We start from the raw sequence: 17,753 nt of genomic DNA on the forward strand, positions 1-17,753 counted from the left end.
CCTCGGCATGCCCGCCTTCCCCGAGGCCGCCGCCCGGGCCGTCCGGGACGAGCGGCTGCGCGCCAACCTGCGGCATGCCACCCACACCATCCGCGACAAGCGGGCCCGGGCGGTCGCCGAACTCGCCGACTGGGCGGAGCTGCGCGAGGCCGGGAAGGCGATCAAGGACCACACGCTGCGCCATCTCGACCGCTACCTGGTGCAGTTGGAGGAGTCCGTCACGGCGGCCGGCGGCACCGTGCACTGGGCCGCCGACGCCGAGGAGGCCAACCGGATCGTCGCCGGCCTCGTCCGGGCCACCGGAGAGACCGAAGTCGTCAAGGTCAAGTCGATGGCCACCCAGGAGATCGGGCTGAACGAGGCGCTCAGCGCCGAGGGCATCACCGCCTACGAGACCGATCTCGCCGAGCTGATCGTGCAGTTGGGCGACGACCGCCCCTCGCACATCCTGGTGCCCGCGATCCACCGCAACCGCGCCGAGATCCGGGAGATCTTCGCCGACCGGATGGCCGCCTGGGGCCGTCCGGCGCCCGAGGGCCTCACCGACTCCCCCGCCGAACTCGCCGAGGCCGCCCGGCTGCACCTGCGGGAGAAGTTCCTGCGCGCCCGGGTGGCCGTCTCCGGCGCCAACTTCATGGTCGCCGAGACCGGCACCCTGGTCGTCGTCGAGTCCGAGGGCAACGGTCGGATGTGCCTCACCCTGCCGCGTACGCTGATCTCCGTGGTCGGGATCGAGAAGGTCGTGCCGACCTGGCGGGACCTGGAGGTCTTCCTCCAACTGCTCCCCCGCTCCTCCACCGCCGAGCGGATGAACCCCTACACCTCGATGTGGACGGGCACGAGCGCGGGCGACGGCCCGTCCGAGTTCCACCTCGTGCTGCTGGACAACGGCCGCACCGCCGCGCTCGCCGACCGGGTCGGCCGCCAGGCGCTGCGCTGCATCCGCTGCTCGGCCTGCCTCAACGTCTGCCCGGTGTACGAGCGGGCCGGCGGGCACGCGTACGGCTCGGTGTACCCGGGCCCGATCGGCGCCATCCTGACGCCCCAACTGCGCGGCACGGCAAGCCCGGTGGACGCCTCACTGCCGTACGCCTCCTCGCTCTGCGGGGCCTGCTACGAGGTGTGCCCGGTGGCGATCGACATCCCGGAGGTGCTGGTGCACCTGCGCGAGCGGGTCGCGGAGCAGGGCGGGCACCCGCTGGAGCGGGCGGCGATGGCCGCCGCCGGGTACGTGCTGGACCACCCGGCGGCACTCGCGGCCGCCGAACGGCTGGCCGGGCGCACCCGCGCGCTGCACCCACGCCGGCTGCCCGGGCCGGGGCGCGCGTGGACCGACACCCGGGACCTGCCGGAGGTGCCCGCCGAACCGTTCCGCGACTGGTGGCGGAGGAACCGCACGTGAAACCGCACACGACCGCACGGGAGTCGATCCTCGCCCGGATCCGGGCGGCGCTCGGCGACGCCGCCGGGGTGGACGAACAGCCGCTGCCGCGAGGCTACCTGGCGGCGCACGTGCCGACGGACGACCCGGCGGCGCTGGTCGACCTGCTGCACCGCAACCTGGCCGAGTACCGGGCGCGGGTGCACCGGTGCCGCGAGGACGAACTGCCGCGGCGGATCGCCGGGTTGCTGGCCGAGCGGGGCAGCCGGACGGTCGCCGTGCCGGCCGGGCTGCCGTCCGGGTGGCTGGCCGCGAGCGCCCCCGCCGTCGAACTCGTGCCGGACGACGGGACGCTCACCGTCGCCCGGCTCGACACCGTGGACAGCGTGGTCACCGGCTGCGCGCTGGCCGTCGCCGAGACCGGGACGATCGTGCTGGACGCGGGGCCGGGCCAGGGGCGTCGGCTGCTCTCGCTCGTCCCGGACCACCACGTGTGCGTCGTCCGGGCGCCGGAGCAGGTCGTCGCCTCGGTGCCGCTCGCGCTGCCGCGCCTGGATCCCCGGCGGCCGCAGACCTGGATCTCGGGGCCGTCCGCGACCAGCGACATCGAACTCGACCGGGTGGAGGGGGTGCATGGGCCGCGCACCCTGGAGGTGCTGCTGGTCGGGCCGGAGCTCAGGCCGGCCTGAGCTCCAGGGTGCAGCACTTGGCCCCGCCGCCGCCCTTCAGCAGCTCCGAGACGTCCACCGGTATCGGCTCGTAGCCGTGTTCGGCGAGGCGGCCCGCCAGGTTCTTGGCCGTCTCCGGCAGCAGCACCCGGCGGCCGTCCGAGACCGCGTTGAGCCCGAACACCTCGGCGTCGGCGCGGTCGGCGAGGATGGCGTCCGGGTAGAGCGCGCGCAGCACGGCGCGGCTGTCGGCGTCGAAGGCCTCCGGGTAGTACATGACGTGGTCGTCCGAGAGCACGGCCAGCGCGGTGTCCAGGTGGTAGAAGCGCGGGTCGACCAGGTTCAGGCTGACCACCGGGACGCCGAACAGCTCGCCCGCCTCGGCGTGCGCCGCGCGCGAACTGCGGAAGCCCGTCCCGGCGAGCACCCGGTGGCCCACCACCAGGTGGTCGCCCTCGCCCTCGTTGACGTGCCCGGCGCGGCGCACCTCGCGATAGCCGCGCCCCCGGAACCAGGCCTGGTAGGCGTCCGACTCGGCGGCGCGCTCCGGGTAGCGGAAGGTCGCCACCAGTGCCCGGCCGTCCAGCACGGTCGCACCGTTCGCGGCGTAGACCATGTCCGGCAGGCCGGGCAGCGGGTCGATCAGCTCGACGGTGTGGCCGAGGCGGCGGTAGGTCCGGTGGAGCCGCTCCCACTGGCGCAGCGCGAGCGCGGTGTCGGTGGGCTGGGCCGGGTCCATCCACGGGTTGATGGCGTAGTCCACGGTGAAGTGCGTCGGCCTGCACATCAGGTAGCGCCGTGGCCGGGCGGTGCGCTCCGGGGTCTGCGTGGGCATAGGTCAACCGTCCTTGGATCGCGGGGTGGCCCGGGTTCCGCCGGTACGGAACACCGCGCTGTTGCAGAGGCGGCTGCCCTGGTGGCACCATTCGCACACCCGCGCGGGCGCCCCCGGTGGACGCACGCCCCCGCGCACCCGGCGCGAGCACCGGCGCACGAACGCTCCGCCACTGTGGGCGCTGTCGGCGTGGTGGCGCTCTCGGCGCTCTCGGCATTGTCGGCGCTGCTGGCGGGCAACCGTGGTGGGCGGGCCGCCGGTCAGGCCCGCGTGGCTACCAGCGGAGCGCGGTGAAATCCACCGGCGCGGGCCGCAGCGTCCGGCAGCGTTCGGCGAGGGAGCGCAGCCGGCGGTCCGCCTCCTCGGCGGGCATCCGGCGCCGCTCCCCGTGGCCGGGCAGCAGCCACTCGAAGCGGAGCACGCCCAGGCTGCGCTCCAGCGAGGCGGCCTGCTCCTCGATCGAGTACCAGGTGATGGCCTCCTGCACCTCCACGTCCTCTGTGGTGCGGGACCAGTACAGGCTGTCGCCGCTGAAGCAGTACCGCTCCTCGGCGACGAACAGCACGCTGCCGCGGGTGTGGCCGGGGAACGGGTGGGCGACCAGGCCGGGCCCGATCTCAACCGGCTCGGTGCCGCGCAGTACCCGGTCCGCGTCGGGCACGGCCTCGAGGTCGCCCTCGTGGATCCAGAGCCGGGCGCCGAGCCGGGCGGCGTACTCCCGGCCGTGCCTGGCGTGGTCGCGGTGGGTGAGCAGGATGTCGGTGACCGGGCCGAGTGCGGCGTAGCGGGCGGCGAGCGCCTCGCTGTAGCGGGGCGTGTCGACCATCACCCAGCCGGTGGGGCGGCGGCAGAGGTAGGAGTTGGCGCCCGCGGTCCAGCGGGAGTTGTGGCCGAGCAGCAGCACGTCGTCGTCGAGCGCGAGCGGGAAGGGGTCGCCGGCCGGGTCGAGCGGGCTGGAGCCGGGGCGGATGGAGCGGGTCGGGCAGGCGTGGGCGGCGGCCCGCAGCTGTCGGCGCTCGGCCTCGTCGCGCGGTTGGCGGACCAGCTCGGACCGGCCGGCGTGCTCGCGGACCAGGTCGGGTGCGAGCTGCCGGGCGACGTCGCAGTTGGTGCAGCGGTCGTCGATGGACCACTTCTCGGGTACGTCAAAGCGCGTGTCGATGGCCATGGCTGTTCTCCCCCGGGAGGACGGCGACCCGGGCGGTCGCTCCCTTCGAGCATCGGCCGGGCGGGCCCAAAAGCGAAAGGGGGTAAGGATCTTGTTCTTTCCGGGGTGCGGCGCTCCGAGCCGCGAGGAGAGCCGACGAGGGTACGTGGTCCATCTCACGTGCGGCCGGGGCGACCTACGGTGGCGTAGGTCACTTGATTGGGTGAACTATCTCTTTCATGCCGTACCTCCAGGAGACCCTTGACCTCAGCTCGTACGCCGCCCTCGGGGACAGCTTCACCGAAGGCCTGAACGACCCCGGTGTCGACGGCAGGTTCGCCGGATGGGCCGACCGCCTGGCCGGGCTGCTCGCCGCCGGGCGCCCGCCGGGCGCGTTCCGCTACGCCAACCTGGCGGTGCGTGGCCGACTGCTGGACCAGATCGCGGCCGAGCAGGTGCCTCAGGTCCGCCGGCTCCAGCCCGACCTGGTCACCTTCTGCGCCGGCGGCAACGACATCCTGCGGCCGGGCAGCGACCCGGACGAGGTGGCCGAGCGCTTCGAGGCCGCCGTCGTCCAACTCGTCGAGTCCGCCGGGACGGTGCTGATCTGCACCGGCTTCGACACCCGCGAGGTGCCGCTGCTCAAGCACCTGCGCGGCAAGATCGCGACCTACAACGGGCACATGCGGGCCGTCGCCGACCGCAATGGCTGCAAGGTGGCCGATCTGTGGTCGCTGCGCGCGGTGCAGGACCGCCGTGCGTGGAGCGAGGACCGTCTGCACCTGTCCGGCGACGGCCACCAGCGGGTCGCCCTACTGGCCGCCCGCTCGCTGGGCCTGGCCACCGAGCAGGACCCGGAGGCGCCGTGGCCGGACGCCCCCGCGCTCACCCCCGCCGACCAGCGGCGCGAAAACCTCCAGTGGGCCCGTGAGTACCTGATCCCCTGGGTCGGCCGACGCCTGCGCGGCGAGTCCTCGGGCGATCATGTCGAGGCCAAGCGGCCCGACCTGATGCCACTCTGACGGAGCGTCACATTGTTCTGACGATCCGTCAGGCCGCTCCGCCGGGTGCTGCGCTGCGAACGGCCCGCAGCACCCGGTGGAGCAGCACGGCAGCGCCCGCGCCGACCAGGTACCAGAACAGGTCCGGCGGGTTGAACGTCGAGCCGAAGACCAGCCGGACGAGCGTACTCCGGCGACCCCAGGCGTCCGGCAGCCCGGTGAGCTGGAACAGCTCCACGGCCCAGCTCAGCGCGGCCGCCAGGGCGGCAGCCCGGGCCGGCCGGATCCTCGGCGCGACCAGCACCACCAGCGCGTACACCAGGACGGTGTAGAGCGCGTCCCCGGCGCACTTGGCGACGTCCCCGCCCGCCACCGCCCGCACACCCAGACCCGCGGCCACCGTCACCACGGCTGCTGCCCCTGCGGCCGTGCGGGCACGCAGGTTCCCCCCAAGATCATCCACGGGCCCACGCTACCCCGCTGCGGTGGCACCCGCGTCGTCCGGGGCGCGTCGGCGGTCAGGGGCAGGGAGCGCGCGGACGGGGCGGACGGGTACGGGTGGGGGCCATCTCACCCGCCCCGCAGGAACCACCGTGCGGCTCCGGACGTCCCTCCCCCCGATGAACCATCCGCGCAGCTCGCGGGCGGGTAAGGACCGGAAGGGACGGGCGGGGCGCGGTGGCGCGGATGACCGAGGCAGTGGACGGAACTGAGCTGGGAGCAGCAGGAGGCCGGGGCGGCCCTGGCGTCGCGGCGCAGCGGAGCATGGCAGCGAAGCGGGGCATGGCAGCGCAGCGGAGCGTCGTGGCGCAGCGGAGCGCGGACGGTGCGGACGACCCGGCCGGGCGGGCCCGGCGCGGGTTCGCGGTGGCCGGGTTCGCGTCGGCGCAGGACGGGCGGGCGCGGGAGCGGGGCAAGGAGCTGCGGGCACGGGTGCCCCGGGAGCGGCACGCGGAGTTCGCCCTCGCCCACGGGCGGCCGACGGCCGTGGAGGCCATCGAGGCGTCGAACGCGGGCCGGCTCGCCGAGTTGGTGCCGATCCGGGTGGGACGGATGGCGGCCACGCCGTTCGCGTTCCTGCGCGGGTCGGCCGGGCTGATGGCGGCCGACCTCGAGGGCACGCCGGTGACCGGGGTCGGCGCGCAGCTGTGCGGCGACGCGCACGCCGCCAACTTCGGCCTGTACGGCGATGCGCGCGGCCAACTCGTCATGGACATCAACGACTTCGACGAGACCGTGCACGGTCCGTGGGAGTGGGACGTCAAGCGGCTCGCCGCCAGCCTGGTACTGGCCGGCCGGGAGACCGGCGCGAGTGAGACCACCGCGCGCGAGGCCGCCGAGCACGTGGCCGGCTCGTACCGCCGGACCATGCGCACGCTCGCCAAGCTGCCCGCGCTGGACGCCTGGAACGCCGTCGCCGACGAGCAGTTGGTGTCCTTCGCCGAGGCGCACGACCTCGCGGACGTGCTGCGCAAGGTCGGCGCCAAGGCGCTCGGCAACACCAGCGCGAAGTTCGCCGCGCGCAGCACCACCCGTACGGCGGACGGCGGTTGGCGCTTCTCCGCCGCTCCTCCGGTGCTCACCGAGGTGACCGACGCGACCGCCCGGGCCGTAGCCCACGCGCTCGGCCCGTACGTGGAGACGGTGCCCGCCGAGGTGCGCACGCTGCTGTCCCGCTACCGGGTGCAGGACGTGGCTTTCCGGGTGGTGGGCACGGGCAGCGTGGGCACCCGCTCGTACGTGGTGCTGCTCACCGACCACCGGGACCAGCCGCTGGTGCTGCAGGTGAAGGAGGCCCGCCCGTCCGCGCTGCTGCCGCACCTGCCGCCGGTGGAGCGGGACAGCCACGAGGGCCGGCGGGTGGTGCTCGGCCAGAAGCACATGCAGGTGGTCAGCGACACCCTGCTGGGCTGGACGACGGTCGACGGACTCCCCTACCAGGTGCGGCAGTTCCGTAACCGCAAGGGCAGCGTCGACCCGGCCGCGCTGCTGCCGACCCAGCTGGACGACTACGCGCGGATCACCGGCGCCCTGCTTGCCCGGGCGCACGCGCACACCGCCGATCCGAGCCTGCTGGCCGGGTACTGCGGCAAGAGCGAGGCGCTGGACGAGGCGGTCGCGGCCTTCGCCGTGGCCTACGCGGACCGCACCGAGGCGGACCACGCCGACCTGCTCACGGCGGTACGCAGCGGGCGACTGCCCGCCGAGCACGGCGTGTAGTCACTCCGGCAGGCACTCCGCACAGCGTGTGGTCACTCCGACAGGAACGGCGCCACCGCGGCGACGAACTCCTCGGGCCGGGCACCGTGCACCAGGTGCCCGGCCTCGATGGTGACGAGGCGGCAGTCCGGGATCAGCCGGGCGAGTTCGGCGATCCGCTCCTGGGGGACGTGGCTGGTCGGACCACCCGCGACCGCCAGGGTGCGGGCGGTGATCCTCGCCAGCCCCTCCCGCCAGGCCGGATCGGGGTTGTCGATCTGGGCCCGGACGGCCCTGACCATCGCCCAGTGGAAGTGGACGGACTCGTCCGGGTCGTCCGGCAGCGCACTCGCGGGGCGCGGGTACAGCGCGGGGATCTCCTCCAGGACCAGCCGGTCGATCCGTTCCGGCGCGGCCTGAGCGAGCAGGTAGGCGACGGCCCCGCCCATGGAGTGGCCGACGAGGTCGACGCGGTCCAGCCCGAGCACGTCGAGGAAGGCCAGCACGTCGTCCCGCATCGCCTGCAGGCTGTAGGCCCCCGCCCGGTCACTGTCGCCGTGGCCGCGCAGGTCGAGCGCGTACACGTGGTGGCCGGGGGCGAGACCGGGCAGCACCACGTCCCAGTCGGAGGCGCGCTCGCCGAGGGCGTGCAGCAGCACCAGCGGCGGGCCGTCGGCGCGGCCGCTCTCGCGGTAGGCGAGCGTCACTCCGGGCAGGTCCACGGTCCGTACGTCGGTCATGCAGGCCACCGTACGGGCCGGGAGCCCGTCAGCGGACCGGAGTTCGCCCTCGGCAGAGCGCGACCGGCTCGTCCTCGCGCCGCTCCAGCGCGGTGGCGCGGCCCGCGAGGACCGAGGCCAGGACGGCGAGTCCGGCCACCGCCGCGCAGACCGCACTCGTGGTGAGGCAGGCGGAGCGGTGCCCGCCGCCGCCGGCGGTCTGCCGCAGGTAGACGCCGGACAGGGCCGAGACCGCGACGGCCGACCCGGCGCTGGGCCGAAGATCACCGAGCAGTAGGATCGATTCGCAACACGACGCGAAGGGGAGCTCAATGGCGCGGGTTGCGGTGGTCGGCGGCGGTATCAGCGGACTGGGGACGGCGCTCATGCTCGGCCGGCGGGGCCATACGGTCACGTTGTTCGAGCAGGACGCGAGACAGGCCGGCGAGGACCTGAACCAGGACTTCTTCGACTGGAACAGACCGCGAGTCCCGCAGGCCAACCAGCCCCACTCGTTCCTCGCGCCCGTGCGCACCGTGCTGCGCGCCGAGGCCCCTGACGTCTACGCGGACCTGCTGGCCCGCGGAGCCCACGAGTACCACGACTTCGACTGGTTCGGTGAGCACCCGCCGCATCGGGCCGGCGACGAGGAACTGGTGACCCTGCGCACCCGCCGCATCGTGCTGGAGGCCGCCCTGACCGCGGCCGTGCAGCGGGAATCCACCGTCGAGGTGCGGCGAGGCTCCCGGGTCAGCGCCCTCGTCTTCGAGGAGGGCGGCCCGGCCCGGGTCACCGGCGTGCGGGTGGGCGAGGAAACGCACCGGGCCGACCTCGTCGTCGACGCCTCCGGTCGTCGCTCGCCGGTACCCGCCTGGCTGATCGCGGCCGGCTGCCGCCCGCCCGTGGTCGACAACCACCGCACCGGGATCACCTACCTGTGCCGCTGGTACCGCCTGCGCGCCGACGGCCCGCGTGACCCCGGGCGGGTGAAGAACGGCTCGACCGCGCCGTACGCACTCGCCGGCATCTTCCCGTCCGACAACGACACCTTCGCGGTGAGCCTGGTGGTCTCCACCGGTGATCCGACCCGCAGCGCGCTCATCGACCCCGCCGTGTTCGAGGCCGTCGTCCGCCGCTTCCCCGCCACCGCCGCCTGGCTCGACCTGGACCCCGAACCGCACTCCGCCGTGCTGGCGATGGCCGGCCTGGACAACCGCTGGACCTCACTCGTCGACGCCGACGGACCCGTCGTCACCGGCCTGGTCAACGCTGGGGACAGCCTCGTCCACACCAACCCCACCCTGGGCCACGGGGTGGCCCTCGGCCTCCGGGCCGCCCAGCACCTCGCCACCCACGTCGACCGGATCGCCGCCGACCCCACCGGCTACCACACCTGGACGGCACAGACCCTCCGCCCGTGGTTCGACGCGCAGGTTGCGGCCGACCGTGCCAACGAGCAACGCCTCACCGACAGTTCTCCGTCCACGGACGTACGGGCCGCCGCCCAGGCCGCCTGCGCCTTCGACGATCCCGTCGTCATGCGCGCCCGGGCCCAGGTGCGCCACCTCGTGCGCACACCCGACGAGGCCTTCGGCAGCGACGAGGTGCGCGAGCGCGTCACCGCCTGGCTGGCCGAGCGCCCGGACTTCTCGCCCCGGCACGACGGCCCGACCCGGGACCAGTGGGACGCGCTCATCCCGGCCTGAGCGCTTCGACCCGGGGCGGCGGCGGCCGGGACTCCCGACCGTCCGGAGGCCTCCCGTCCGTAGGCCTCCGGGTGGCACGCACCCTTGGGGCTTCGGCCGCTTCCACCACGGTCGTCCGCGCTCAGGTCCGTCAAGGGCTCGGCCCAGCCACGCCGCTGATCATATGATGTGCGGCGAATCGTGGCCGGTCAGCGGCCCGAAAGGCGAGGGGGACGATCGTGTTCGGCATCATCAGACCGTGCAGGCACCGGCTGTCCGAAAAGCTGCAGACCTCCTGGATGGCCCACCTGTGCGGGCTCTGCCTCGCACTGCGCGACGACCACGGTCAACTCGCCCGGACCGCCACCAACTACGACGGCCTGATCATCTCCGTCCTGGTCGAAGCCCAGGCCGCCCGGGAGGACACCTCCTGGCGGCGCACCGCCGGGCCGTGCCCGCTGCGCGGCATGCGAACCGCCTCCGTCGCCAAGGGCGAGGGCGCCCGGCTCGCCGCCGCCGTCTCGCTCACCCTCGCCTCGGTGAAGATCCGCGACCACGTCGAGGACCGCGACGGCGTGTTCGCCCGCCGCCCCGTCGCCGCCGGGGCCCGCGCGGTCACCCGGCGCTGGGACCGGCAGAGCGCCGGCAGCGCCTCGACGATCGGCTTCGACACCGCCGTCCTGCTCGAAGCCGCCTCCCGGCAGGGTGAGTTGGAGCGCTCGCTGCTTCCTGGCGGATCCGTCCTGCTGGTCACCGAACCCACCGAGACCGCCACCTCGGCCGCCTTCGCGCACACCGCCGTCATCGCCGGACGCCCCGGCAACGCCGCCCCGCTCGCCGAAGCCGGGCGGCTGTTCGGCCGGCTCGCCCACCTCCTCGACGCCGCCGAGGACCAGGCCGCCGACGCCGCCTCCGGCGCCTGGAACCCGCTCACCGCCACCGGCACCGACCGCGCCGAGGCCGAACGGCTCTGCCGCGACGCCGTCCACGGCATCCGGCTCGCCCTGCGCGAGGTCGACCTGACCGACCGGGCGCTGGTCCACGTCCTGCTCGCGCACGAGACCGAGCGCGCCGTCGACCGGGTCTTCGGAGCCTCGCACACGGCCGACTGCCGCACCACGGGCGGCGCCGCGGGCGCCACGCCGGACGTCACCACGGGCGAGCACCCGCACGACGCGCCGCCGCGCCAGGCGCCGCCCGGACAGGACCCGGGTGCGCCGATCCCGCCGTGGGTGCCGCAGGGCCCCGGCTTCACCCCGCCCGGCGAGAAGCCGCCGCGCCCCCGCAACCTGCTCGCCGGGTGCGCGGTGTGGGCGCTGATGGCCTGCACCTGCCAGCTGCTCTGCTGCGACCACAACGACCCGTTCAGCCGCCGGCGCCGCCAGGGCTTCTGTGAGCGGCACGACTGCTGTGAGTGCCCCGACTGTTGCGACTGCTGCAACGGCTGCTCCGGGTGCGGAGACTGCTGCAACTGCTGTGACAGCTGCGACGGCTGCGACTGCGGATGCGACTGTTGAGGCGACTGCCGAGACGGCTGCCGGGGCACTTGCCGATCCACCGTCAGTCGGCGTCCCCGGCGACCGCCTTCCCCGGCATCCCCGCCTGATCGGCGCCGACCGGCCCGGAGTGCCCCCGCGGCACTCCGGGCCGGTCGGCGTTCCCGTACTCCACGCCCTCGCTCCCGCGCTCGCCCTCACCGCGCCGCCACAGCGGAACCACCGCCACCGGGCACCACCCGGCGAACTCAGGCATCGCGCCCCGCCGCCTCCCGGTCCGCCATCAACGAGTGCTCCAGCCGCGCCAGCAACTGCCGGAACCGCTCGGTGTCCTGCTCCGTCATTCGCCCCTCGGGCACTGCCCCCGGCCGCTCGGCCGTTCTCTCGTCCATGCGCCCGACGGTAGGCGATGACGATCAACGGCCGATAAACGTGCCCTGGAGTCCGGATGTGGTCGGCCCGTGAGCGCGGGCCCGATCCGGCTGTCGGCACCGGCGGTCGGCACCGGCGGTCGGCGAACGGCCGTCCGGCTGCGGTCAGGGCCGGCCCGCCAGGGCGGCGTCCAGCAGCAGCCGGGCGGCTTCCCTGGCGTCGGCGGCGGCCGTCGGGTCGCCGTGGACGGCGGCGGTGGTGATGGCACCCTCGGCGAGCAGGGCCAGGTGGGCGGCGGTGCCGGGCGGGGCGCCGGCGGCCTCGGCCAGGCCGGCGAGGTAGCCGCTGAACTCCTCCTTGTGGTGCCGGGCAGCGGCCGCGACGACGGGCGTGGTGGCACCCAGTTCGCCGAAGGAGTTCACGAACGCGCAGCCGCGGAAGCCGGGTTCGGCGAACCACTGGCCGAGCCAGTCGAAGACCGCGAGCAGCTGGTCCCGAGGGGTGCCGCCGGCACGGGAGACGTGCACGGCGAGGCTCGCCCGCCAGCGGCCGTCGCGGCGCTGCAGGTAGGCCTCCACCAGGTCGTTCTTGGACGGGAAGTGCTGGTACAGGCGGCGCATCGTCACGCCGGAGGCGGTCCGGACGGCGTCCATGCCGACTGCTTGGATGCCCTGCCCGTAGAACAGTTCCTCGGCCGCGTCGAGGATGCGGGTCCGCGGGTCTTCGTGCTCCATCTGCCGTGCCCTTTGCGCGAGAACGATAGTTCTCCTATCGTAGCCACGGAAGTGAGAACGATCGTTCTCGCCAGTGGAATACCCGTTCCCGAGGAGTTCACCCATGGCCGAGCAGCTCGACGGACAGCGACCGCCCCTGCCCCCGTTCACCGAGGAGACCGCCCGGCAGAAGGTCCGGGCCGCCGAGGACGCCTGGAACACCCGCGACCCGCAGCGCGTCGCCCTCGCCTACACGCCCGACAGCCGCTGGCGCAACCGCACCGAGTTCCTCACCGGTCGCGAGCGGATCGCCGAGTTCCTCACCCGCAAGTGGCGCCGCGAGCTCGACTACCGGCTGATCAAGGAGCTCTGGGCGTACGACGGCAACCGCATCGCGGTCCGCTTCGCCTACGAGTGCCACGACGAGGCGGGCCGGTGGTACCGCTCCTACGGCAACGAGAACTGGGAGTTCACCCCGGACGGCCTGATGGCCCGCCGCCACGCCTCCATCAACGACCTGCCGATCACCGCCGAGGAACGTCTGTTCCACTGGCCGCTCGGCCGCCGGCCCGACGACCACCCGGGCCTCACCGAACTCGGCCTCTGAGTGCACTGAAAGCCCTGTCGGGCTGCCACCGGAACACTGCTGACGCCGCATCGGCGCATCGGACCGCGCTGTTCCAGGTCTGTGACACATCGCGAACCGGTCATTGACCTTGCGCTGGGACGCTTCTCCCCAGAAAGCGAACAGCACCATAGGGGGGACCTGGAATGTCCGTGCGCAACAGATTCGGCACCGCCGCCGCGATCGCCCTCATGACCACCGTGGGCGCGGTCCTGCTCTCCGCCTGCGGTCCCAACGGCCCCGACTCCGGTCCCACCGCCGCTCCGACCGGCGCCGCTCCCGCTTCGGCGGCGCCGGGGACGGCCGCACCCGGCGCCCCGTCCCAGTCGGGCAGCCCCGCGCCGGGCGCCAAGGAGGTCAACGGCACCTCCGCCGCCAACCACCTCACCATCAGCACGGGCACCCAGACCGTCGCGATGAACGGCGCCACCGTCGACTTCGGCACCACTGTCCGCGACCTCGCCTGGTCCCCCGACGGCAAGAAGGCCACGTTCGTCAACGGCAGCGGGGACCTGGTGATCGCCAACCCGGACGGCACCGGGAAGGTCACGCTCGCCAAGAACCCGGGCGGGGAGACCTGGTCCCACCCCACCTGGCTGCGGGCCACCGCGATGCCCGGTGACACCTCCGGCGCCGCGGGGCTCGAGCGCTTCAACACGATCGTCTTCGCGTCCGACAAGGGCGGTGTGCTGAAGCTGGAGCGGGTCCCCACCAAGACCCCCGGCGCCACCCCCGAGGTGCTCACCCCGCACAGCTCCGAGGGCGGCGACGACAACCTGCCGCAGCCGCCGCAGACCGGCAACACCTGGGCCAACGCCGGCGGCCACCGCGGCGAGATCGCCTACGCCAACACCCCGGCCAACGAGGTGTACATCTACGACGACTACATCCGGCCCGCGGCCCGGGACATGGGCAAGGGCTCCCAGCCGGCCCTCTCCCCCGACGGCGAGCACCTGGTCTTCGTCCGCTCGGTGAACGGGCACGACCACCTGTTCACCCGCTCCACGCAGTTCGACCAGAAGCCCGAGAAGGACCTCACCCCCTCGGCCACGACCGACTACACCGAGCCCGTCTGGTCCCCCGACGGCAAGACCATCGCGGCCCGCACCCCTGACGGCGTCAGCACCCTGCCCGCCGACGGCTCCGCTGGGCCCGTCCAGGTCTCCACCATCAAGGGCCTGCCCGCCTACCGGCCGTAAACAGCCGCACGGCCGTGAACCGCGGCACGGCCGTGAACCGCGGTACGACGGTGCGCTTACTACTGTCCCCGGCCGGGCTGCTTCGCCAACTCGGCGCGCAGCTCGGCCAGGTGCTCGTCGGCCGACTCGTGCGGCAGGTACTCGACCAGGTCGAGGAAGCGGAACAGCACCCGGGTCTCGGTGACCGCGTACTCGTAGTCACCGAACCCGACCACCGCGCCCAGCCCACCGCGTGCCGCCCCGCGGACGGCGGCCGACGTCAGTGCGTCGGCCGCGTCCTCGGCGGTCACCCGTCGCCGGGCGTTCGGGCGGGCCAGGTACGGGCAGACCATCGACGCGTAGAGCATGCACGCGCGGTGCCCGGGGCCCTCCATGGTCGGCGCGAGGTTGCGGTACGGCCGGCCGGCCGCGAGGGCCTCGGCGATCGCGGCGCTCTCGGCGGGCCCCACGACCCGCCACACCGGTCCGCGCTCCATGAATCCGCCGCACACCGAACAGCGGCGCTCCAGCGCGCAGTCGGCGCTGCGGCCGTGGTCCGTCAGCGCGAACTGCGGCTCCTCCCCGTGCCACGGCGTGATCGCCGGCACCGGGTACCCCCTCCCGTCCCGGGGCCGCGCCCCCACACCGTCCGGCATCGGCACATGTTCGAATCGCACGCCCCTATCGATATCAGGGACGGGACCAGCCGGTCGACCCCGGGCGTGAGACCCCGCTGACCCCGCTGACCCCGGTGGCGCCTGCCCCGGCGCCGACCGCGGTCAGCCCGAGCGACCGTGCTCGGGGGCCTCCTGGACCAGCATCACCTTCCGCAGCAGGTCCGACAGCGTGCGCCGCTCGTCCTCGGAGAGCACTCCGAGCAGTCGGCGTTCCTCCCGCCCGACCACGTCGAGGGCCTCCTGCCACGCGGCGCGTCCGGCGTCCGTGAGGAGGATGTCGACCTTGCGGCGGTCCTCCGTGGAGGGGGTGCGCACGACGAAGCCCCGCCGTTCGAGGGTCTCCAGGCGGCCGGTGATCGAGGCCGGGGCGAGGTTGAGGTCGGCGCGCAGGTCGGAGGGGGCGGCGTGGCCGCCGCGGCCGGCGAGCTCGTGGAGGGTGTCGAACTCGTGCTTCTGCAGGCCGTAGTCGGCGACGCCCTGTTCGCGGACCCGGCGGAAGTGCCGGGTGAGTTTGGACATGCGGGTGACGGCGGCCTCGATGTCCGGGTCGAGGTCGGGCAGCACCGGTTGCCAGCGCTCGACGTGGCCGTCCGTCCAGTCGCGGGGCGGGGTGCGGTCCTGGTGGGGGTGCTCGGCCATGGGAGGAGTCTACAAACCTCAAAGCAACGTCATCAAAATATTCGTTGTCAAAATTTCGCTACCGAAATACAGTGCGGCGCGTGACCCGACACGCCCTGCGCCTACCGGACTTCCGCCTGCTCTTCCTCGGCCGGACCATCTCCACCCTCGGCGACGCCGTCGTCCCCGCCGCCCTCGCGATCGCCATCACCCGGGCCACCGGCTCCTCCGCCGCGCTCGCCCTGGTGCTGGGCTGCGCGATGGTGCCGAAGCTGCTCCTGCTGCCCTTCGGCGGGGTGGTCGGAGACCGCTTCGACCCGCGCCTGGTCGCGCTCACCACCGACCTCGTCCGGGCCGTCGCCCAGGTGCTCGTCGGCCTGGAGCTGCTCGGCGGGCACCCGAGCCTGCCGCACATCGCCCTCGCCTCCGCCGTCGGCGGCATCGCGTCCGCCTTCGCCATGCCGACCGCCTCGCCGCTGGTCGCGGCCACCGTCCCGGTCGAGCTGCGGCTGCGCGCCAACGCCCTGCTGGGCACCGCGAACGGCGCCGCCCGCCTCGGCGGTCCGGCCCTCGCCGGGCTGCTGGTGTACACCGCCGGGCCCGGCTGGGCGTTCGTCCTGGACGGCGCCTCCTTCGTGGTCAGCGCCACGCTGCTGACCCTGCTCACCCGGTTCACCCGACCCGCCGGTGACCGCGCGCCCGGCGCCGACCGCGCCGACCAGGCCCCGGGCGAACCGCGCTCGCTGCGCCGGGACCTCGCCGACGGCTGGGGCGAGGTGCGCTCCCGGGACTGGTACTGGACCAGTCTGATCGCCCACGGGGTATGGAACGGCGCGAGCGCCGTGCTGCTCACCCTCGGCCCGCTCATCGCCGCCACCCGCCTCGGCGGCGACGGCGCCTGGGTGGCGTTCACCCAGGCCGGGGCGGTGGGACTGCTGGTCGGCTCGCTGATCGCCGGGCGGGTCCGCCCCCGCCGTCCGGTGCTGGCGGGCAACCTCGCGCTCGCGCTGTACGGGCTGCCGCTGCTCGCGCTCGCCGCCCCGGCCCCGGCGCCCCTCGCGGTGGCCGCGCAGGCGGTGGCGATGACCGGGCTGGGCTTCCTCAACCCGGTGTGGGCGACGGTGGTGCAGCAGGACTTCCCGGCCGGGGTCCTGGCCCGGGTCACCTCGTACGACTGGCTGCTCTCGCTGGGCGCCGCCCCGCTCGGGTACGTCCTGGCACCGCTGGCCGCCGACGCCTGGGGAAGCCGGGTGCCGCTGCTGACGGCCGCGGCGCTGGTGACACTGGTCTGCGCGGGCACGGCGGCGGTACCCGGGGTGCGCAGGCACGGCGCGCGGCCCGCAGCCGGCACCGGAACCGCGCCCGCCACCGGAGCCGAGCCTGAGCCGGAGCCGGAGCCCGAGCCGATGACCACGCGGCCGCCGGCTCAGGCTCGGCCTCCGGCTCAGGAGAAGGTCAAACCCTGATCGCCGGAGCTCAGTTCCAGATGCCGGTGATGTCGCTCGCGGTGGCCGCGTTGCCCGCGTGGCCGCCGGCGCCGGCCAGGTCCTCCAGGGTGCGCAGCACGTTGTAGTGGTTGTAGGTGGTGGCGGAGCTGCTGCCGGGGGTGACGTGGGCGCCGTAGACCAGGGTCGGGATCCGGTTGCCGGACAGCTTGTTGTCCTCGTCGAAGGTGACGACGAGGAGGCTGTTGTGGGTCTGCGCCCAGGTGGCGTAGGCGCCGAGGTTGTTCTTGATCCAGGTGTCGCCGGTGCTGATCGAGCAGTCGTGCATGTCGCTGCAGAGGTTCGGCACGACGAAGGAGACGTTCGGCAGGGTGGTGTAGTCGGTGGGGAACTGCGCGAAGGTCTTGGCGCTGCTGAGCGGGACGTTGCCGAAGCCGAACCACGGGTTGTGCTTCTGGGCGTAGTTGCCGCTGCTGCACACGGTGCTGCCCTGGCTGGGCAGGGTCTCGTTGTAGCTGGCCCAGGTCTTGCCGGCGGCGATGACCTCGGAGGCCAGGTTGGCGGTCTGGAAGCCGCCGACGGTCACGCAGCTGTCGTCGACGCGGCCCTGGGTGGAGCCGGAGAACAGCGCGTAGTAGTTCGGCTCGCTGGGGTGGGTGATGCCGAAGGACTGGGTGAGGTTGGCGCCGCCCGCCTTCAGGGTGTTGTTGAGGTACGGGGCGCTGCTGCTGCCGATGACCTGGGTGTAGGCGTGGTTCTCCATCACCACGACGATGATGTGGTCGGGCGCGGGCAGGGCGGCCGCCTGCGCGGTGGTGGCGGTGGCCGCCCACAGGCCGGCGGAGGCGGCGACCAGGGCGACGGCGGAGCCGATCGCGGTCGCGGTGCGGCGGGAGCGGGGGTTCTGGGGCTTCGTGGACGAAGTCATGACAAATCCTCGGGTGAGGAGCGGCCCCGGTGAGCCGCTCGGCATGGGGGGAAGGGAGCTTTTCCC

General features: G+C 73.9%; 20 protein-coding genes. 9 read left to right on the forward strand and 11 right to left on the reverse strand.

The features are described from left to right. Nucleotides 1-7 precede the first annotated feature (7 nt). Both ACIBEC_RS09745 and ACIBEC_RS09750 read left to right on the forward strand, forming a co-directional pair. A complete protein-coding gene (locus ACIBEC_RS09745; protein WP_396287858.1) occupies nt 8-1,402 on the forward strand; it encodes a lactate utilization protein B in 1,395 nt (464 codons plus the stop codon). Continuing rightward, nucleotides 1,399-2,070 (forward strand): lactate utilization protein C, encoded by a 672-nt coding sequence (locus tag ACIBEC_RS09750; protein ID WP_360494011.1) that lies wholly within the window; start codon nt 1,399-1,401, stop codon nt 2,068-2,070. Before ACIBEC_RS09745 ends, ACIBEC_RS09750 begins: the two co-directional genes overlap by 4 nt. On the opposite strand, the gene ddaH is transcribed toward ACIBEC_RS09750, so the two are convergent. Then, nucleotides 2,057-2,884 carry a dimethylargininase gene (gene ddaH / locus ACIBEC_RS09755; RefSeq protein ID WP_360494008.1) on the reverse strand — a complete coding sequence of 276 codons (828 nt, stop codon included), beginning with the start codon at nt 2,882-2,884 and terminating at the stop codon, nt 2,057-2,059. The genes ACIBEC_RS09750 and ddaH overlap by 14 nt on opposite strands. A 274-nt stretch (nt 2,885-3,158) precedes the next feature. Beyond that, a complete protein-coding gene (locus tag ACIBEC_RS09760) occupies nt 3,159-4,052 on the reverse strand; it encodes a 4Fe-4S domain-containing protein (RefSeq protein ID WP_360494005.1) in 894 nt (297 codons plus the stop codon). A 218-nt stretch (nt 4,053-4,270) separates the two neighbouring features. On the opposite strand from ACIBEC_RS09760, the gene ACIBEC_RS09765 reads away from it, so the two are divergent. Further along, nucleotides 4,271-5,053: an SGNH/GDSL hydrolase family protein gene (locus ACIBEC_RS09765; RefSeq protein WP_360494002.1), complete on the forward strand. Its 783-nt coding sequence runs from the start codon at nt 4,271-4,273 to the stop codon at nt 5,051-5,053. A 28-nt stretch (nt 5,054-5,081) separates the two neighbouring features. On the opposite strand, the gene ACIBEC_RS09770 is transcribed toward ACIBEC_RS09765, so the two are convergent. After that, nucleotides 5,082-5,495, reverse strand: coding sequence for a DUF2809 domain-containing protein (locus tag ACIBEC_RS09770; protein ID WP_360493999.1), 414 nt, complete (start codon nt 5,493-5,495; stop codon nt 5,082-5,084). A 320-nt stretch (nt 5,496-5,815) separates the two neighbouring features. On the opposite strand from ACIBEC_RS09770, the gene ACIBEC_RS09775 reads away from it, so the two are divergent. Then, on the forward strand, nt 5,816-7,252 hold the full coding sequence (locus ACIBEC_RS09775) for a DUF2252 domain-containing protein (protein WP_360493996.1): 1,437 nt from the start codon (nt 5,816-5,818) through the stop codon (nt 7,250-7,252). 32 nt (nt 7,253-7,284) lie between these two features. On the opposite strand, the gene ACIBEC_RS09780 is transcribed toward ACIBEC_RS09775, so the two are convergent. Together ACIBEC_RS09780 and ACIBEC_RS09785 are read right to left on the reverse strand one after the other, a co-directional pair. After that, nucleotides 7,285-7,971 (reverse strand): alpha/beta fold hydrolase, encoded by a 687-nt coding sequence (locus ACIBEC_RS09780; protein ID WP_360493993.1) that lies wholly within the window; start codon nt 7,969-7,971, stop codon nt 7,285-7,287. Between the two features lie 28 nt (nt 7,972-7,999). Further along, nucleotides 8,000-8,338, reverse strand: coding sequence for a hypothetical protein (locus tag ACIBEC_RS09785; protein WP_360494182.1), 339 nt, complete (start codon nt 8,336-8,338; stop codon nt 8,000-8,002). On the opposite strand from ACIBEC_RS09785, the gene ACIBEC_RS09790 reads away from it, so the two are divergent. After that, nucleotides 8,283-9,656, forward strand: coding sequence for an FAD-dependent oxidoreductase (locus ACIBEC_RS09790; protein WP_360493990.1), 1,374 nt, complete (start codon nt 8,283-8,285; stop codon nt 9,654-9,656). The genes ACIBEC_RS09785 and ACIBEC_RS09790 overlap by 56 nt on opposite strands. A 218-nt stretch (nt 9,657-9,874) precedes the next feature. Continuing rightward, the gene (locus ACIBEC_RS09795) at nt 9,875-11,152 is read left to right on the forward strand and encodes a DUF5685 family protein (RefSeq protein WP_360493987.1); all 1,278 of its coding nucleotides are present in this window, start codon (nt 9,875-9,877) and stop codon (nt 11,150-11,152) included. Between the two features lie 43 nt (nt 11,153-11,195). Here the strand turns inward: ACIBEC_RS09795 and ACIBEC_RS09800 are convergent, their stop codons facing one another. The 3 genes from ACIBEC_RS09800 to ACIBEC_RS09810 form a co-directional block, all read right to left on the reverse strand. Continuing rightward, nucleotides 11,196-11,387 (reverse strand): hypothetical protein, encoded by a 192-nt coding sequence (locus ACIBEC_RS09800; protein ID WP_360493984.1) that lies wholly within the window; start codon nt 11,385-11,387, stop codon nt 11,196-11,198. Next, nucleotides 11,380-11,523, reverse strand: a complete 144-nt coding sequence (locus tag ACIBEC_RS09805; RefSeq protein ID WP_360493981.1) for a hypothetical protein — start codon at nt 11,521-11,523, stop codon at nt 11,380-11,382. The genes ACIBEC_RS09800 and ACIBEC_RS09805 overlap by 8 nt, the downstream gene beginning before the upstream one ends. Nucleotides 11,524-11,667: 144 nt before the next feature. Next, nucleotides 11,668-12,237, reverse strand: a complete 570-nt coding sequence (locus tag ACIBEC_RS09810) for a TetR/AcrR family transcriptional regulator (RefSeq protein ID WP_360493978.1) — start codon at nt 12,235-12,237, stop codon at nt 11,668-11,670. 103 nt (nt 12,238-12,340) lie between these two features. On the opposite strand from ACIBEC_RS09810, the gene ACIBEC_RS09815 reads away from it, so the two are divergent. Continuing rightward, a complete protein-coding gene (locus ACIBEC_RS09815; RefSeq protein WP_360493975.1) occupies nt 12,341-12,823 on the forward strand; it encodes a nuclear transport factor 2 family protein in 483 nt (160 codons plus the stop codon). 164 nt (nt 12,824-12,987) lie between these two features. After that, complete coding sequence (locus tag ACIBEC_RS09820; RefSeq protein WP_360493972.1) at nt 12,988-14,040, forward strand: hypothetical protein; 1,053 nt, start codon at nt 12,988-12,990, stop codon at nt 14,038-14,040. A 59-nt stretch (nt 14,041-14,099) separates the two neighbouring features. Here ACIBEC_RS09820 and ACIBEC_RS09825 read toward each other — a convergent pair whose 3' ends face one another. After that, nucleotides 14,100-14,627: a hypothetical protein gene (locus ACIBEC_RS09825; protein WP_360493969.1), complete on the reverse strand. Its 528-nt coding sequence runs from the start codon at nt 14,625-14,627 to the stop codon at nt 14,100-14,102. A 171-nt stretch (nt 14,628-14,798) separates the two neighbouring features. Next, nucleotides 14,799-15,335, reverse strand: a complete 537-nt coding sequence (locus ACIBEC_RS09830) for a MarR family winged helix-turn-helix transcriptional regulator (protein ID WP_360493966.1) — start codon at nt 15,333-15,335, stop codon at nt 14,799-14,801. A gap of 80 nt (nt 15,336-15,415) precedes the next feature. Here ACIBEC_RS09830 and ACIBEC_RS09835 point away from each other — a divergent pair, with 80 nt between their 5' ends. Continuing rightward, nucleotides 15,416-16,780: an MFS transporter gene (locus ACIBEC_RS09835; protein ID WP_360493963.1), complete on the forward strand. Its 1,365-nt coding sequence runs from the start codon at nt 15,416-15,418 to the stop codon at nt 16,778-16,780. Between the two features lie 10 nt (nt 16,781-16,790). Here ACIBEC_RS09835 and ACIBEC_RS09840 read toward each other — a convergent pair whose 3' ends face one another. Then, nucleotides 16,791-17,687, reverse strand: a complete 897-nt coding sequence (locus tag ACIBEC_RS09840; protein WP_360493960.1) for an alkaline phosphatase family protein — start codon at nt 17,685-17,687, stop codon at nt 16,791-16,793. Nucleotides 17,688-17,753: the final 66 nt, after the last annotated feature.

Origin of the sequence: Kitasatospora sp. NPDC051164, assembly GCF_044455625.1 — a bacterium.
Lineage (GTDB): Bacteria > Actinomycetota > Actinomycetes > Streptomycetales > Streptomycetaceae > Kitasatospora.

Bases quoted from the DNA above. Each gene is read 5' to 3' on its own strand.
- ACIBEC_RS09745 (WP_396287858.1), top strand. From the start codon at position 8: ATGCCCGCCTTCCCCGAGGCCGCCGCCCGGGCCGTCCGGGACGAGCGG.
- ddaH (WP_360494008.1), bottom strand. From the start codon at position 2,884: ATGCCCACGCAGACCCCGGAGCGCACCGCCCGGCCACGGCGCTACCTG.
- ACIBEC_RS09760 (WP_360494005.1), bottom strand. From the start codon at position 4,052: ATGGCCATCGACACGCGCTTTGACGTACCCGAGAAGTGGTCCATCGAC.
- ACIBEC_RS09765 (WP_360494002.1), top strand. From the start codon at position 4,271: ATGCCGTACCTCCAGGAGACCCTTGACCTCAGCTCGTACGCCGCCCTC.
- ACIBEC_RS09775 (WP_360493996.1), top strand. From the start codon at position 5,816: ATGGCAGCGCAGCGGAGCGTCGTGGCGCAGCGGAGCGCGGACGGTGCG.
- ACIBEC_RS09780 (WP_360493993.1), bottom strand. From the start codon at position 7,971: ATGACCGACGTACGGACCGTGGACCTGCCCGGAGTGACGCTCGCCTAC.
- ACIBEC_RS09790 (WP_360493990.1), top strand. From the start codon at position 8,283: ATGGCGCGGGTTGCGGTGGTCGGCGGCGGTATCAGCGGACTGGGGACG.
- ACIBEC_RS09785 (WP_360494182.1), bottom strand. From the start codon at position 8,338: ATGAGCGCCGTCCCCAGTCCGCTGATACCGCCGCCGACCACCGCAACC.
- ACIBEC_RS09800 (WP_360493984.1), bottom strand. From the start codon at position 11,387: ATGCCTGAGTTCGCCGGGTGGTGCCCGGTGGCGGTGGTTCCGCTGTGG.
- ACIBEC_RS09805 (WP_360493981.1), bottom strand. From the start codon at position 11,523: ATGGACGAGAGAACGGCCGAGCGGCCGGGGGCAGTGCCCGAGGGGCGA.
- ACIBEC_RS09810 (WP_360493978.1), bottom strand. From the start codon at position 12,237: ATGGAGCACGAAGACCCGCGGACCCGCATCCTCGACGCGGCCGAGGAA.
- ACIBEC_RS09815 (WP_360493975.1), top strand. From the start codon at position 12,341: ATGGCCGAGCAGCTCGACGGACAGCGACCGCCCCTGCCCCCGTTCACC.
- ACIBEC_RS09820 (WP_360493972.1), top strand. From the start codon at position 12,988: ATGTCCGTGCGCAACAGATTCGGCACCGCCGCCGCGATCGCCCTCATG.
- ACIBEC_RS09830 (WP_360493966.1), bottom strand. From the start codon at position 15,335: ATGGCCGAGCACCCCCACCAGGACCGCACCCCGCCCCGCGACTGGACG.
- ACIBEC_RS09840 (WP_360493960.1), bottom strand. From the start codon at position 17,687: ATGACTTCGTCCACGAAGCCCCAGAACCCCCGCTCCCGCCGCACCGCG.